Raw genomic sequence first — 14409 nt, 5'->3', positions numbered from 1 at the left:
CGTCGGCGCCGTCCACCGGCCCCTCGTCGGCCGCCTCTGCAGGCGCCGCCGGCGCCGCGCCCCGGTCGCGCTCGGGCAGCGCCGAGGAACGTGTCGCCCGCAAGGCCCTGGCCCGCATCGACAAGCGGCTCGCGCGGATCGCCGAGCGGGAGACCGTGCTGCACGCCGACATGGCCGCCAACCTCACCGACTACGACCTGCTCGCCCGGGTCGGCGCCGAGCTCAGTGCGCTGCAGGCCGAGAAGGACGAGCTCGAGATGGAGTGGCTCGAGGTCTCGGAGTCGCTCGAGTAGACCGGGGCTACGCGTCGTCGGCGTTGAATGGCGCCAGCAGCGTGCGCAGCAGCCGGGCCAGGGTGGCCCGTTCCCGGGGCGGCAGACCGTCCAGCAGGGCGGCCTCGGCGCCGAGCAGGGCGCCGAACGCCCCGTCGACGGTCGCCTTGCCCTCCGCGGTCAGTCGCACGAGCACGCCGCGCCGGTCGTGCGGGTCGGGCAGCCGCTCCACGAAGCCTCGCGAGGCCAGCCGGTCGACCCGGTTGGTCATGGTGCCGCTGGTCACGAGCGTCTCGCGGAGGAGCCGTCCGGGGGAGAGCTCGTACGGCGACCCGGCGCGTCGCAGCGCGGCCAGCACGTCGAACTCCCACGACTCGATGCCGTGCGTGGTGAACGCCGCCCTGCGGGCCAGGTCGAGGTGACGCGACAGCCGGCTGATGCGGCTGAAGACCTCGACCGGCCCCAGGTCGAGGTCGCCGCGCTCGCGCGCCCACGCCTCCACCAGGGAGTCCACCTCGTCACGCATGGCGGCAGTCTGCCAGATCCGTCGAGAATCTTGACATCAAGAGAATTCCGGGACAACATATCTTGACGTCGAGATAAGCCGCGGAGGAGTCGACATGGCGCACCGGTGGGACCCCCAGAAGTACTTGGCGTACGCCGACGAGCGTGGCCGCCCCTTCGTCGACCTGGTGGGTCGCGTCGGCGCCGTCAACCCGCGGCGGGTGGTCGACCTGGGCTGCGGGCCGGGCAACCTCACGGCGATGCTCGCCGCGCGATGGCCGGGATCCGACGTCCGCGGGATCGATGCCAGCCCCGAGATGGTTGCCGCCGCGCGAGCGCCCGGGGTGTCGTTCGAGGTCGCGGACCTGAGGGTGTGGGCACCCGGCCAGCCGGTCGACGTGCTGGTCTCCAACGCGACGCTCCAGTGGGTGCCGGGACACCTCGAGCTGCTGCACCGGCTCGTGGGCCACGTCGTCCCGGGCGGGTGGCTCGCCTTCCAGGTGCCGGGCAACTTCGACGAGCCGAGCCACACGATCCGTGCCGAGCTGACGGCCGAGACGGCCTACGTCGACCACGTGCGGGACGTCGCGACCCCCTCCTCGCACGACCCGGGCGTCTACCTGCGTGCCCTGCAGGCGCTCGGCTGTGAGGTGGACGCCTGGGAGACGACGTACCTGCACGTCCTCCACGGACCGGATCCCGTGCTGGCCTGGGTCTCCGGCACCAGCGCCAGGCCGGTGCTGGACGCGCTCCCGGAGGGTCTGCGCAGGGAGTTCGAGGACGAGCTCGGTGCGCGGCTGCGTCGCGCCTACCCCGACGACGGCCACGGGGTCGTGCTGCCGTTCCGCCGGGTCTTCGTCGTCGCCCGGGTCGGCGGGGGCGTCTCGTCATGAGGCTCCACCACGTGCAGGTGGCCTGCCCGGCCGGTGGCGAGGACCTCGCGCGCCGCTTCTGGGCCGAGGGGCTGGGCATGACCGAGGTCGAGAAGCCGGCCGGCCTCCGGGCACGCGGCGGTGCCTGGTTCCGGGCGTACGGCGCCGCCGGTGACGTCACCGCCGAGCTCCACGTCGGCGTCGAGGACCCCTTCGTGCCGGCCCGCAAGGCGCACCCGGCCCTGCTCGTCGAGGACGTGGAGGCCACGGCGGCCCGGCTCGAGGCCCTCGGCTTCGAGGTCGACCACGCGCAGCGCGACACCTTCCCGGGCCACGTGTGGTGCCACTGCTTCGACGGCCACGGCAACCGGGTGGAGCTCCTGCAGTCGAGTTGAGGAGCGGTGGCGCTGCCATCTGAAGTTACCGACCGGTAAGGTGTGGGCATGCCCCGCGTCCTCGACCTCTGGAACACCACCACCAAGCTGCCCCAGGGCCAGCGGATCTTCTCGACGATGTTCTCGCAGAAGGCGCCGTACTTCGCCTCCATCCACCCGCGCTTCACCGCGCTCCGGCCCAACCATGCCGAGCTGGTCATCCGCAAGCGCCGGTCGGTGCACAACCACATCGGGACAGTGCACGCGATCGCGCTGTGCAACGGCCTCGAGGCCGCGATGGGAGCGCTCGCCGAGGTGAGCATCCCCGCGCACAAGCGGTGGATCCCCAAGGGGATGGAGGTGGCCTACACGGCCAAGGCCGACTCCGACGTCACCTGCATCGCCGAGACCGACCCCGAGCAGTGGACCGGCGACGACCCCGAGGTCGGCGTGCGGGTGCGCGGCGTACGGCGTGACGGCACGGTCGTCATCGAGGGCGTCATCCGGCTGTGGGTCACCGAGAGGCCGCAGCGGCCCTAGTCGACCGGCTCTCGAGCGGGCGGGCAGCCTCAGACGATCGTGGCGGCGCTGCTGGGCTGCTCGGCCACGTTGCTGACCTGCAGCATCTCCTTCTCGCCCACGAAACGCCGCTGCGCCCGGGTGGCGAGGTAGGTGAGGGCGAGGTTGGTCACGACGTAGAGGCCCGAGATCACGATCGTGGTGGGCACGATGTTGTTGAAGCTCAGCGGCAACGACTTGAGGATCTTGGTGAGGCCGACGCCGTAGACGATCAGGATCAGGCTGGTGTCCTTGAGCGCCACCACCATCTGGCTGATGATGGCCGGGATCATGATCTTCACCGCCTGGGGCAGCAGGATCACGTTCATCACCTGGGACTTGCGCATCCCGATCGCGTACGCCGCCTCGGCCTGGCCGCGCGGGACGGCGTTGATGCCGGCGCGGAACACCTCGGCGAGCACCGCGCCGTTGTAGACCGTGAGCGACAGGACCACCGACCAGTAGGCGCCGTCCTCGATCGCCATGCTGTTGAAGATGGCGTAGAACGAGAAGATCATCAACATGATGACCGGCACCGCCCGGAAGAACTCCACGATCAGCCAGCTGAACCAGCGCACCGCCGCGTGCTCGGAGAGCTTGCCCACGCCGAAGACGAGGCCGAAGACCAGGGCGCCGAGCACGGCCAGGACGGCCATCGACAGCGTGTCCAGCCAGGCCTGGCCGATCGCCCGCATGATGTTGGGCGTGACGAACGGCTCCCACAGGGCGTACTCGAACTGACCGGCGTCGTAGAGCCGCTTGACGGCGTAGGCGACGAGCGCGACGAGCGCGACCACGGCGACGATCGTGTAGATGCGGTGCCGGGCGACCGTCCTGGGCCCCGGCGCGTCGAAGAGGACTCCTGAAGCCATTACGCGATCCTCCAGCGTCGTTCGAAGGTGCTGGCGACGAGCGAGACGAGCTCGACCAGCACGACGTACCCGATGGCGAAGGCGATGAAGATCCCCCACCGCTCATCGGCGTTGTTGTTGGTCATGACCTTCATCTGGGCGGTGGCCTCGATGACGCCGAAGACGGCAGCCACGGACGTGTTCTTGAGCAGGGCGATCAGGGCACTGGCCACCGGCGGTACGGAGGCCCGGATCGCCTGCGGCAGCACGACCTGGCTCATCACGCCCGCGAAGGGGAGGCCGATCGCCCGGGCTGCCTCCGCCTGCCCCAGCGGGACGGCGTTGACGCCCGAGCGGATCGCCTCGCACACGAACGTCGAGGTGTAGAGCGTGAGGGCCACCACTGCGGTGGAGAAGAACGAGGTGAAGTCGAAGCTCCCGATGTGGACGTCGACCCACTTGAAGTTGAGGCCGATCTTGGGAGCGGCGAAGGAGAAGAAGAAGAAGACCGCGAGGAGGGGGGTGTTGCGCACCAGCGTGACGTAGACCAGGGCCGCCTTGTCGAGGACCGCGATCGGGCCCACGCGCATGGCCACCAGGATCGTGCCGCCGATGAGGGAGAACACCCCTGACACCAGGAAGAGCAGCACGGTGTAGCCGAACGCCTTGAAGACGTCGGGGAGGCTATCGAGTACGGCGTTCACGCCGCTCCTCTCTCACGGTGATCGGTCCTGCAAGGTCACAGGTCCTGCGGTGATCGGCCCGGACCCGCGGTGCGCGGGTCCGGACCGGTCAGTGGCGCGTCAGGTCAGGACTCGCAGGAGTCCATCTCGGGGAAGTCGGGCGTCTCGACGCCGGAGGCGCCCAGGTTGGCCTCGAAGGCCTCGGCCCACTTGCCGTCCTCGTCGGCCGCCTTCAGCGTGTCGGTGATCCACTGGCACATCTCGGGGCTGTCCTTGGAGTAGCCGACGCCGATGCGCTCCTCGGAGAACGGGTCGCCGACGACCTTGAGCTGGCCCTCGTTCTGCGCCGCGTAGCCGGCCAGGATGGTGCCGTCGGTGGTCATCGCCTCGACGGTGCCGTCGAGCACCTTGTCGACGCACTGGCTGTACGTGTCGAAACCGACCGGCTTCATGCCCTCGGCCTTGGCGTTGTCGAGCGAGGTCGAGCCCGTCACCGAGCAGACCTCCTTGCCCTGCAGGTCGTCGGGACCCGTGGCCTCCGAGTCCTCGGGCACCAGCAGCTGCTGGCCCGTGACCATGTAGGGGCCGGCCTGGCCGACGACCTGGCGGCGCTCGTCGGTGATGGAGTACGACGCCAGCACGAGGTCGACCTTGCCCTCCTGGAGGAAGGGCTCGCGGTTGTCGGAGATCGTCTCGATGTACTTGACCTTCGAGGTGTCGTTCGGGTCGATGCCGAGGCTGGCGACGAGGATCTTGGCGATGTCGACGTCGAAGCCGGTGGGCATGTCGGAGCCGGTCTCGTTGAAGCCGAGGCCGGGCTGGTCGTACTTCACGCCGACGTTGATCGTGCCCTGGTCGGCGAGCTCGGCCATCCGGGTGCCCGCGTCGAAGGTGGCGTCGTCGGTGACCTCGACGTCGACCGACTCGGAGTCGGAGCCCGCGTCGCCGCAGGCCGCCAGGCTCAGGGCCAGGCCGAGCCCGGCCACCACTGCCTTGGTACGGATGAATCGCATGCTGCTGCTCCCTCGTGTTGGTGGGTCGGTTCAGTGCTTCAGGATCTTGCCGAGGAAGTCCTTGGCCCGATCCGACTGGGGGTGGGTGAAGAACTCCTCGGGGGTGTTCTCCTCGACGATGGCGCCGTCGGCCATGAAGACCACCCGGTCCGCCGCCGTACGCGCGAAGCCCATCTCGTGGGTGACCACGATCATCGTCATGCCGCCCTGGGCGAGGTCGACCATGACGTCGAGGACCTCSKTGATCATCTCSGGGTCGAGCGCCGAGGTCGGCTCGTCGAAGAGCATCACCTTGGGCTCCATGGCCAGGGCGCGGGCGATGGCCACGCGCTGCTGCTGGCCGCCGGAGAGCTGGGCGGGGTACTTGTCGGCCTGGTGGCCCACGCCGACGCGGTCGAGGAGCTCGCGGGCCTTCTTCTCGGCCTCCGCCTTGCCGAGTCCGCGGACCTTGACCGGGCCGAGGGTGACGTTCTCGAGGATGGTCTTGTGGGCGAAGAGGTTGAAGCTCTGGAAGACCATGCCGACCTCGGCGCGGAGGGCGGCGAGCGCCTTGCCCTCGGCCGGCAACGGCTGGCCGTCGAGGGTGATCGTGCCCTCGTCGATCGTCTCGAGCCGGTTGATGGTGCGGCACAGCGTGGACTTGCCGGACCCGGAGGGGCCGATCACCACGACGACCTCACCGCGCGTGACGGTGAGCGCGATGTCCTTGAGGGCCTGCATCTGGCCGAAGTACTTCTGCACCCCGTCCAGCACGACCAGTGGTTCCCCACGACCGGCGCTGACGGACCCGTGCTCCATCGTCGTCATGGGCGAAACCTATAGGTCCATGGCCCTTTCGGGCCATCAGAGCCTGGTCATCACGTGCAATCGTGACCGGAACGAGGCCGCTCAGCGATCCCGCGGCCGCGACGTGCCGGAGGTGGCGTCGTACACCCGGACCCAGTCGACCTGTGCGGTGTCGCCGTACTCGTCGGGGCTGAGGTCGTCGAGCTCGTAGTCGACCGCCTGCATGGACAGCACGAGGTAGTGCTCGGCCTGGGAGACGGCCTCGGCCTCGCGGTAGTACTCCCGGCCGTCGACGCGGAACACGTACGCCTCGGGCGTCCACTCGACCGAGAACACGTGGAACTCGTCCCACCACTCCTCGTCGTGCGCGAGGACCCGGCGAGCAGCGGGGAAGACCGCGCCCCGGCTGGCCGGCACCCAGCCCTGGTCGTAGTAGTGGATGAACGAGCCGATGTCGCTGCGGCCGGGGTCGCGCTCGCCGTAGTACTCCATGACGTCGACCTCCGTCCCCGCGGACGGGTCGCCCAGCACGAACTTGCGATCGCGCGGCAGCATCCAGAAGGCGGAGTGCATCCCGCGGGCGCGTTGCAGCTTCATCCGGGCGGCGAAGATCCCGTAGCGGAAGAAGCGGGTGTGCTCGGTGGCGACCTGCGAGTAGACGAAGAAGTCGTGCGTCCCGGAGCCGGTCGGGTGGGAGTAGCTGCACGTGGTGCCGGCGAGCCCCGGATCGGGCGCGATGCCGAGGTGCAGGACACCCGAGCCGACCCACCGGGCCGCGGGGTCGGAGCGCCCGCAGGTGCGCGGCGCCCACACGCTCTCGTGCTGGCGCACCTGGTCGTTCCAGACCGACGGGTCCAGCGCGGTGCCGTCGAAGGTGTCCTCGAAGGAGGTCTGCCAGGTGCGGGTGCGCAMGCGCCCGGTGGCCGCGGCCGTGGCGCGTGCGGTGCTCTCCACCCGCGCCCGGTAGACGCCCGGCGCGACGTCGAAGGCAGCGGAGCCCGACCGGTCCTGGGGGGTGGTGCCGACGGTGCGCCACCCGTGGCGGGTGTCCCGGTCCAGCAGCACCGGCCGGCCCGGTCGCACCGGCCGGAAGGTCGCCACCACCTGGCTGGAGTCGGGAGGGGCCGCGGGCGACCTGCCGGTCTGGACGACCGGCGGCAGGGCGACGAGGGTGCCCACCCCCTCACGGACGGCCGCGGCACGACGGGGCCCGTCGGGCCCGCCGGATCCGTGGGGCGATCCGGCGTGGGCCGGCAGCGCCATGGCGAGGCAGGTGCACACGGTCGTGCACAGGGCGGTGCAGGCGAGCACTGCGTGTCGGACCCGTGATCGCCGTGCGCCCGTACGTCGCAGCGATGCTCGTCGGAGCGCTGCGGATCGCGTCGTTGCGGGGATGAGGGGCGAGGGCATCGCGCCTCCTGCTGGAGGGTTCGTGGCCGGGACCGGACTCCCGCCCACGTCCTCGCAGGATGCGACTCATCGGCTCCGGCAGCCGGGCCCGGCCGGAGCGGTGCCCAAAATGGATGAGGCCGGTATGGACGTGCTCACCTGTCGGGTCGTGGACACACGTCCGGGGCGCAGGCGTGGTGCCTGCGCCCCGGAGGTGGTCGGGTCCGCGCGTCCTAGGCGCGGTGGTCGGTCATCACCGGAGGAATCGGCGGTACTGCCGCGCCACCTCCGACGCGGAGGCCACGTCGTCGAGGAACATCAGCGCGTCCATGCGGCAGTTGCACGGGTTGCGCTCGTCGCCGTTCTGCGGGAACGAGCCGCCGATCTTGATCCCGCGGGGGTTGGTGGCGGACGTGCCGGTGCCGTCCACCTTCCACGGGTCGTTGGTGGCGGTGTAGAAGCCGTCGACCTTCTCACCGTTGCGGAAGAGCGCCATGGACCCGTCGTCGTAGTCGAACGTCGCGGCCAGGTGGACCCACTCGCCCTGCGGGAGCAGCTCACGCCAGTCCTGCGAGGCGGCGTACGTCCAGGAGCTGCCGGTGTCGATGCGTCGGCCCAGGGCGACCAGCCGCAGCTCGCCGTTGACCTGGATCAGCTCGAGCAGGGCTCGCACGCCGTGCCCGTCGGAGTTGCCCGTGAGCACGCCGGCCAGACCGATCGCGTTGTACCCCGCCGTGGGGTTCTGGCCGGTCATCTTGAACCAGCCCATCACCGTCGCGCCGGTCGCGTCGTTGAACCTGGACAGGGACGCCACCCCGTCGGCGTCGGACTCGTAGGCGCCGGCCTTCCAGGCGGTGCTGGTCGGGGACTCCGCTGCGCTGTGCAGCTGGAGGGCGTTGTTGGACCCCGGGTAGGCCCCGTCCTCCACGCGCATCCGGTCGCCGCCGTTGACCAGCCGGATCAGCGTGCGGCTGCCGCCCTGGTCCTCCTCGTAGGAGTCGTTGGCGCCGAAGGGGTGCTCGAAGTCGTACGACGCGACGAGGTCCTTGCGCAGCGACGGCTCGACGTCCTGGGGCCACGGTGCGTTCCGGGTGTCGACGACCTTCCAGATCGTCCCGTTGGCCTTGGCCAGCAGGTAGAGGTTGCGGTCGGAGTCGGTGCCGAAGCGCAGGTCGACGCGCCCGTCGCCGACGAGGTCGGTCATCCGCACCCGGGTCCCGTCGGTGGTGAAGAGCTGCATCTCGTGGACCGTGGCCTCGCGGTCCTGGTCGTCACGCATCTGCGCCGCGACGGTGTAGAAGACCTTGCCCTCGACGAGGTCGCCGAACACGTACTTTCCGTTCAGGCCCGGCAGGTCGCCACGATGGACCAGCCCGCCGGAGATGGCGTGGCCGGAGTCGGCGTTGCAGCTCCAGTTGGCCGGCGTGTCGTGGGCGTACGACGCGACCGGGAAGTCGTACCCCGCCGCAGCCTGCTCCGCGGTCATCGGGTCGAGCCGGCACTGGGTGTCGTTCTGGTAGTCCAGCCGCGACTCCACGTCGGGCCAGCCGAAGTCGTCGCCGGCGTCGACCTCGTAGACTGCCTCGATGGCGCGCTGGCCGATGTGGCCGAGGTACATCTCGTGCTTGGCGCCGAGGTCCCAGCTGAAGCGGTGCGGGTCCCGCATGCCGATGGCCCAGATCTCGCCGAGCGCGCCCGCCTGGCCGACCCACGGGTTCGTGTCGGGGATGCCGTACTGGCCGTTGGGGGCGTCGGTGCCGAGCGGGTCGATCCGCAGGATCTTGCCCGCGGGGGTGTCGAGGTCGTGCGGCACGGTGCTGCGCACGCCGTTGCCGCCGTCGCCGACGGCGAGGTAGAGCAGGCCGTAGTCGTCGTCACCCGGCTGGGCGGTGGGGTTGAAGTCGATCTGCTGGATGGCGTGGATCTGCTCGGTGAAGCCGAAGCGGAACATCTCGCGCGACGTGCCGCTGAACGTGTCGGCGGCCGGGTCGGTCGCTGTCCACTCGGTGACGACGCTCTGCACGAACGCGTTCGGCTGGTTGGGGTAGGTCGGCGTCTTGGTCCTGATCGCGTTCTGGTTCTCGGTGTGGACGGTGTAGAACTTGCCGTTCTCCGCGAACTCCGGGTGGAAGGCGACGAAGCCGAAGCCCGAGCCCATGCCGCGCCCCGAGAAGAAGTCGGGGAACTGCGACCTGATGTCGAGGTAGCGGGTCTGCGCCCCGTCGTGCAGCAGGTAGAGCGGGCCGTTGAGGTCCGGGACGTAGAGGCGCCCCGAGCCGTCGGGCACCTCGCCGATGTAGTTGATGCGGTTGTGGCGCATCAGCCGGGCGTCGGTCGGTGCGGGCGTCGGGTCGGACGCAGGCAGCTGGGCGACCTCCTCGAGGACGAGGCCCAGCGTGCCCGGCACGGGGTCCGGCGGTATCGACGGTGCGCCCGGCCCCGACCCGATGGCGGTCGGCGTGGACGTGATGCTCAGGGGTGCCAGGGTCGCGGCGGTGACGGCCAGGGCCGACACGGCGACCCGCCAGCGTGTGCTTCGCATGGGTGTGTCCCTACTGTGGTGGGTGGTTGGTAGCACAGCTGCTGCCCCGGCCCTGCACGGTCGGGACAGCCCTCGCTGGTCCCCGGGCTCTGCCACGGGGACCAGCGCGGATCTCAGGGGGCCGGTGTCCCCGTCACCCGCACGTGGCGGGCCCGGCCGTAGTTGTCGAACGAGCCGAAGCCGACCCGGCCTCCGGCGAAGGTGGTGTCGGTGGCGGTCATCAGGGGCTCCGCCGCCCCGTCGACGTACGCCGCGATCGCGCCGCTGTCGGCGTCGTACTCGACCCGCACGTCGTGCCACGCGGCGTCGGTGACGGCGGGAGGTGCGCCCACCGATCCGTTCCACTGGTCGTCGATGCGGCGGCGGTCGGCGTTGTCGACGACGAAGATCCCGTTGTGGGGATAGATGGTGTTGTCCTGGGAGAAGTGCGCGTAGTAGAAGCGCTTCGGCCCCTGGTAGTTCCACACGACGATCACGTCGCGGTTGCTCACGCTGACGGGCTCGTCGAGACGGACCTCGGCGTCGATGGCGACGTCGGTGAGCTCGGGACCCTTCGTGAYGATCGCGTACTCGAACGGACGGCGTACGCCGTCGTTCGGGTTGCTCCCGGCCCGGGTGAGCACCAGCTGGTTGCCCCGGTAGTCCCACAGGTCGTCGGTCAGCGGGTCCCAGTGCTGCGGCGTCGCGGGCGCGACGACGTGCACCTGCTCCGGCGCTGCTCCGGCGTCCACGGCGGCTCCCGCCGGGAGCGCCGGCCCCAGGGCCACCGTCCCCGCCGCCATGACCGTCGCGAGCGCGGTCGTCCTCCGTCTGTGCTGCATGTGCTCACGTCCTTTCCGAGTTGGTGTGAGTGGGTGCACCGGGGGAGCCGTGGGTCAGAGGTGGGGCTCCACGAGCTCGACGTAGCGGCGGGCGAGGCTGGCCAGGACGGCGTGGCCGTCAGCGGCCCACACGTCGGCGTTGAAGATCTCGACCTCGACGTCGCCGCGGTAGCCGGCGGCCGTCACGCACGCGGTGAGGTGTCCGAAGTCGATGTGTCCGTCGCCCATCATCCCGCGCGAGAGAAGCGTGTCGGCCGGTAGYGGGGTGATCCACTCGCACACCTGGTAGCTCGCGATGCGATCTCCGGCGCGGGCGATCTGCTCCTCGACGCCCGGCTCCCACCAGACGTGGAACGTGTCGACGACGACACCGACGGCCTCGACCGGCAGCGGCTCGGCCAGGTCGAGCGCCTGGCCCAGCGTGGAGATGACGCCACGGTCCGCGGCGAAGACGGGGTGCATCGGCTCGATGGCGAGCCGGACCCCGACGTCGAGGGCGTGCGGCACCAGGGCCTCGACGGCAGCGGCAGCCCGGGCGCGGGCGCCGCCCAGGTCGCGGTCGCCGGCAGGCAGGCCGCCCGGGACGAGCACCAAGCACGGGGCACCGAGCTCGGCCGCCTCGTCGAGGGCCCGTCGGTTGTCGTCGTGGCGCGTGCGCTGCTCACCCTCGTCGGGCGTCGTGAAGAAGCCGCCCCGGCACACCGAGGAGACCCGCAGACCGGCCTCGCGAAGCCACCCGGCAGCCGTGGTCACGCCCACGTCGGCGACCGGCTCTCGCCAGGCGCCCAGCGACGGGACACCCGCCGCGACGCAGCCGTCGATGGCCTCGCGCAGGGACCAGCCGTCGACGGTCTTCTGGTTGAGCGAGAGCCTCGCCAGCCGGGGATCGCCGGGGGCCGGCGTGGCGACCCGGGCGGGCATCCCGCTGGGGACGTCGGTCGCCGTGCTCCGGCCGGTCGTCGTCATCGGGTGATCCCCGCGCCCTCGAGCCACACCCCGAGGCGGTACGCGGCCAGGTCGGGGTCGGGCAGCAGCCGGGCGTCGTTGGCCAGCTCGAAGAGCCGTCCCAGGTGCACGGCGCTGCGTGCCGACTGGAGGCCACCGACCATGGTGAACCCGGGCTGGTGGCCGCTGAGCCACGACAGGAACGCGATGCCGGTCTTGTAGTGGTAGGTGGGCGCCTCGAAGACGTGGCGCGAGAGGGGCAGGGTGGGGGCCATCTCCGCGTCGTACGTCGCGAGGTCGCCCTCGTCGAGCGCGGCGAGGGCCGCCGAGGCCGCCGGTGCGATCGCCGCGAAGGCGCCGAGCAGGGCGTCGGAGTGGTGGGTGCCGTCCCCGCGGATCAGCTCGGGGTAGTTGAAGTCATCCCCGGTGTAGAGGCGTACCCCGTCGGGCAGGGCCGACCGCAGGCCCTTCTCGTGGTCGGCGGAGAGGAGCGAGACCTTGACGCCGTCGACCCGGTCGGCGTGCGCTCGGACCAGGTCGAGGAAGGTGGCGGTGGCCGCTTCCACCTCGGCGCTGCCCCAGTAGCCGCGGAGGTGGGGGTCGAAGGCCTCGCCCAGCCAGTGCAGCACGACGGGCTCGCGGACCTGGCCCAGCACGGCGTCGTAGACGCCCAGGTAGTCGTCGGGGGTGCGGGCCAGGGCGGCGAGGTGCCGTGAGGCCATGACGACGACCTGCGAGCCGCACGACTCGACGTACGCCACCTGTTCGAGGTAGGCCTCGCGGACCTCGGCGAGCGAGGACAGCGAGGTGGCGTGGTCGGTGCCGGCGCCCGACGCGATCCTGGCCCCGTGCTCGCGGGCCTGGGCGGCGCTGCGCCGGACCAGCTCCTGCACGGCCGGCCAGTCGAGGCCCATGTTGCGCTGCGCCGTGTCCATCGCCTCCGCGACGCCGAAGCCGTGGGAGAAGAGGTGTGCGCGGAAGGCCAGCGTGGAGTCCCAGTCGATGACCGCGGGCGCGCCGGGGACGTTCTCGCCGCGAGGGTCGGCCACGACGTGCGCCGCCGCGAAGGCGACGCGGCTGGTCGAGCCCCTGGGTCGCGGCTGCCACGCCCGCGGCTCGCGGAGCTTCACCTCGCGCCACCCACCGTCGGGACCCGGGATCCCGACGGTGGCGCGAGCGGTGGTGGTGGTGGCACTCATCGCATCTCGACCCGGCGGCCCTGGGCGGAGGACTGGAGGCCGGCGTCGACGAGCTGCAGCCCTCGTACGCCGGCGGCGAAGTCGTAGGGGTGCTGGCGTCCGTGGTGGACGTCGAGCAGGAACTGCTCCCACTGGGCGCGGAAGCCGTTGGAGAACTCCTGGTTGTCGGGGATCTCGCGCCACTGACCGCGGAAGTCCTCGGTGGTGGGGAGGTCGGGGTTCCACACCGGCATGGGCGTCGACTCGCGCGGCTGGATGCGGCAGTTGAACAGTCCGGCGACCGCCGACCCGTGGGTGCCGTCGACCTGGAACTCCACGAGCTCCTTGCGCTCCACGCGCACCGCCCAGCTCGAGTTGACCTGGGCGATGATCCCGCCGGCCAGCTCGAAGATCGCGTACGCCGCGTCGTCGGCCGTGGCGTCGTACCGCTCGCCCTGCTCGTCCCAGCGCTCCGGGATGTGCGTGACGGCCTTGGCGGTGACCGCCTCGACGGCGCCGAAGAGGTTCTCCAGGACGTAGTTCCAGTGGCAGAACATGTCCAGGACCATCCCGCCGCCGTCCTCGGCGCGGTAGTTCCAGCTGGGCCGCTGGGCCGGGAGGTGGTCGCCCTCGAAGACCCAGTAGCCGAACTCGCCGCGCACCGAGAGGATGCGGCCGAAGAACCCGGAGTCCACGAGGCGCTTGAGCTTCACCAGGCCCGGCAGGTAGAGCTTGTCGTGCACGACGCCGTTGATGATGCCGTGCCGGGCGGCGGCGTCGACGAGCTCGTTGCCCTCCTCGACGGACTCGGCGATCGGCTTCTCGGTGTAGACGTGCTTGCCCGCGGCCGCGGCCTTGAGGATCGCCTTCTTGCGCTCGCTGGTGACCTGGGCGTCGAAGTAGATCGGGGCCGGGTCCTCCGCGAGTGCGGTGTCGAGGTCGGTGGAGAAGTCGGCGATGCCGTGCTGGTCGGCCATCCGGGCGAGCTTGTCGGTGTTGCGGCCCAGCAGCACCGGCTCCACCTGGAGCCGGGTGCCGTCGGGAAGGGCGATGCCGCCGTCGTCGCGGATGGCCAGGATGGAGCGCAGCAGGTGCTGGCGGTAGCCCATCCGGCCGGTGACGCCGTTCATGAGGATGCGGTAGGTCGTGTCGGACACGGGGTTCTCCTGGATCAGGTCGTGGGGGTCGTCGAGGGACGACCGCCCAGGTAGAGCTCGGCCAGCTGGGGGTCGCGGAGCAGCTCGTCGGCCGGGCCGGAGATGTGCACCCGCCCGAGGTCGAGGACGCAGCCGAGGTCTGCGGTCTCGAGGGCCCGGCGGGCGTTCTGCTCGACGAGCAGCACCGCGGTGCCGGCGTCGCGCATGCGCACCACCTGCTCGAAGACGGTGCCGGTGGCCTTGGGGTCCAGGCCCATGGACGGCTCGTCGAGGAGCACGACCTGGGGGCTGACCATCAGCGAGCGGGCGAACTCCACCTGCTTCTGCTGGCCTCCGGACAGGGCGCCGGCGAGGGCGGTCCATCGCTCGGCGACGACGGGGAACAGCGTCTTGACGAAGTCGACCCGGTCGGCGACGACGGACTTGTCCTTGACGGAGTAGGCCCCGAGCAGGACGTTCTCCGC

16 protein-coding genes are annotated in these 14409 nt (G+C 70.9%); 4 read left to right on the top strand and 12 right to left on the bottom strand.

Annotation, left to right across the window (positions count from 1 at the left end; all coding sequences use genetic code 11):
• Positions 1–293 (top strand): ABC transporter C-terminal domain-containing protein (locus AC1DQF_RS18700; RefSeq protein WP_477526736.1); only part of this gene is annotated, 293 nt, incomplete at its 5' end.
• A 7-nt stretch (positions 294–300) separates the two neighbouring features.
• Here AC1DQF_RS18700 and AC1DQF_RS18695 read toward each other — a convergent pair.
• Positions 301–798: a MarR family winged helix-turn-helix transcriptional regulator gene (locus AC1DQF_RS18695; protein WP_477526735.1), complete on the bottom strand. Its 498-nt coding sequence runs from the start codon at positions 796–798 to the stop codon at positions 301–303.
• Between the two features lie 94 nt (positions 799–892).
• Here AC1DQF_RS18695 and AC1DQF_RS18690 point away from each other — a divergent pair, with 94 nt between their 5' ends.
• Genes AC1DQF_RS18690 through AC1DQF_RS18680 form a run of 3 tightly spaced genes read left to right on the top strand, consistent with a single transcriptional unit; the run spans position 893 to position 2562 of the window.
• Positions 893–1669 carry a trans-aconitate 2-methyltransferase gene (locus AC1DQF_RS18690; RefSeq protein WP_477526734.1) on the top strand — a complete coding sequence of 259 codons (777 nt, stop codon included), beginning with the start codon at positions 893–895 and terminating at the stop codon, positions 1667–1669.
• Positions 1666–2043 (top strand): VOC family protein, encoded by a 378-nt coding sequence (locus tag AC1DQF_RS18685; protein WP_477526733.1) that lies wholly within the window; start codon positions 1666–1668, stop codon positions 2041–2043. Before AC1DQF_RS18690 ends, AC1DQF_RS18685 begins: the two co-directional genes overlap by 4 nt.
• Before the next feature lie 48 nt (positions 2044–2091).
• The gene (locus tag AC1DQF_RS18680) at positions 2092–2562 is read left to right on the top strand and encodes a hotdog fold domain-containing protein (protein WP_477526732.1); all 471 of its coding nucleotides are present in this window, start codon (positions 2092–2094) and stop codon (positions 2560–2562) included.
• 29 nt (positions 2563–2591) lie between these two features.
• Here AC1DQF_RS18680 and AC1DQF_RS18675 read toward each other — a convergent pair whose 3' ends face one another.
• The 11 genes from AC1DQF_RS18675 to AC1DQF_RS18625 form a co-directional block, all read right to left on the bottom strand.
• Positions 2592–3452 (bottom strand): amino acid ABC transporter permease, encoded by an 861-nt coding sequence (locus AC1DQF_RS18675; protein ID WP_477526731.1) that lies wholly within the window; start codon positions 3450–3452, stop codon positions 2592–2594.
• On the bottom strand, positions 3452–4135 hold the full coding sequence (locus AC1DQF_RS18670; RefSeq protein WP_477526730.1) for an amino acid ABC transporter permease: 684 nt from the start codon (positions 4133–4135) through the stop codon (positions 3452–3454). Before AC1DQF_RS18670 ends, AC1DQF_RS18675 begins: the two co-directional genes overlap by 1 nt.
• 104 nt (positions 4136–4239) lie before the next feature.
• Positions 4240–5127 carry a glutamate ABC transporter substrate-binding protein gene (locus AC1DQF_RS18665; protein ID WP_477526729.1) on the bottom strand — a complete coding sequence of 296 codons (888 nt, stop codon included), beginning with the start codon at positions 5125–5127 and terminating at the stop codon, positions 4240–4242.
• Between the two features lie 30 nt (positions 5128–5157).
• A complete protein-coding gene (locus tag AC1DQF_RS18660) occupies positions 5158–5925 on the bottom strand; it encodes an amino acid ABC transporter ATP-binding protein (RefSeq protein WP_477526737.1) in 768 nt (255 codons plus the stop codon).
• Between the two features lie 90 nt (positions 5926–6015).
• Positions 6016–7092: a glycoside hydrolase family 16 protein gene (locus AC1DQF_RS18655; RefSeq protein WP_477526728.1), complete on the bottom strand. Its 1077-nt coding sequence runs from the start codon at positions 7090–7092 to the stop codon at positions 6016–6018.
• A gap of 463 nt (positions 7093–7555) precedes the next feature.
• Positions 7556–9844: a PQQ-dependent sugar dehydrogenase gene (locus AC1DQF_RS18650; RefSeq protein ID WP_477526727.1), complete on the bottom strand. Its 2289-nt coding sequence runs from the start codon at positions 9842–9844 to the stop codon at positions 7556–7558.
• Between the two features lie 113 nt (positions 9845–9957).
• Positions 9958–10665: a hypothetical protein gene (locus tag AC1DQF_RS18645; RefSeq protein WP_477526726.1), complete on the bottom strand. Its 708-nt coding sequence runs from the start codon at positions 10663–10665 to the stop codon at positions 9958–9960.
• A 54-nt stretch (positions 10666–10719) separates the two neighbouring features.
• Positions 10720–11631, bottom strand: coding sequence for a sugar phosphate isomerase/epimerase family protein (locus AC1DQF_RS18640; RefSeq protein WP_477526725.1), 912 nt, complete (start codon positions 11629–11631; stop codon positions 10720–10722).
• A complete protein-coding gene (locus tag AC1DQF_RS18635; RefSeq protein WP_477526724.1) occupies positions 11628–12809 on the bottom strand; it encodes a dihydrodipicolinate synthase family protein in 1182 nt (393 codons plus the stop codon). The genes AC1DQF_RS18640 and AC1DQF_RS18635 overlap by 4 nt, the downstream gene beginning before the upstream one ends.
• Positions 12806–13945, bottom strand: coding sequence for a Gfo/Idh/MocA family protein (locus tag AC1DQF_RS18630; protein ID WP_477526723.1), 1140 nt, complete (start codon positions 13943–13945; stop codon positions 12806–12808). The genes AC1DQF_RS18635 and AC1DQF_RS18630 overlap by 4 nt, the downstream gene beginning before the upstream one ends.
• 14 nt (positions 13946–13959) lie before the next feature.
• Positions 13960–14409, bottom strand: a 450-nt coding sequence (locus AC1DQF_RS18625; RefSeq protein WP_477526722.1) for an ATP-binding cassette domain-containing protein, incomplete at its 5' end; no start/stop codon positions are given.

It is taken from the genome of Nocardioides sp. P4_G4 (genome assembly GCF_056401085.1).
This window is presented reverse-complemented; position numbering and strand designations above follow the sequence as displayed.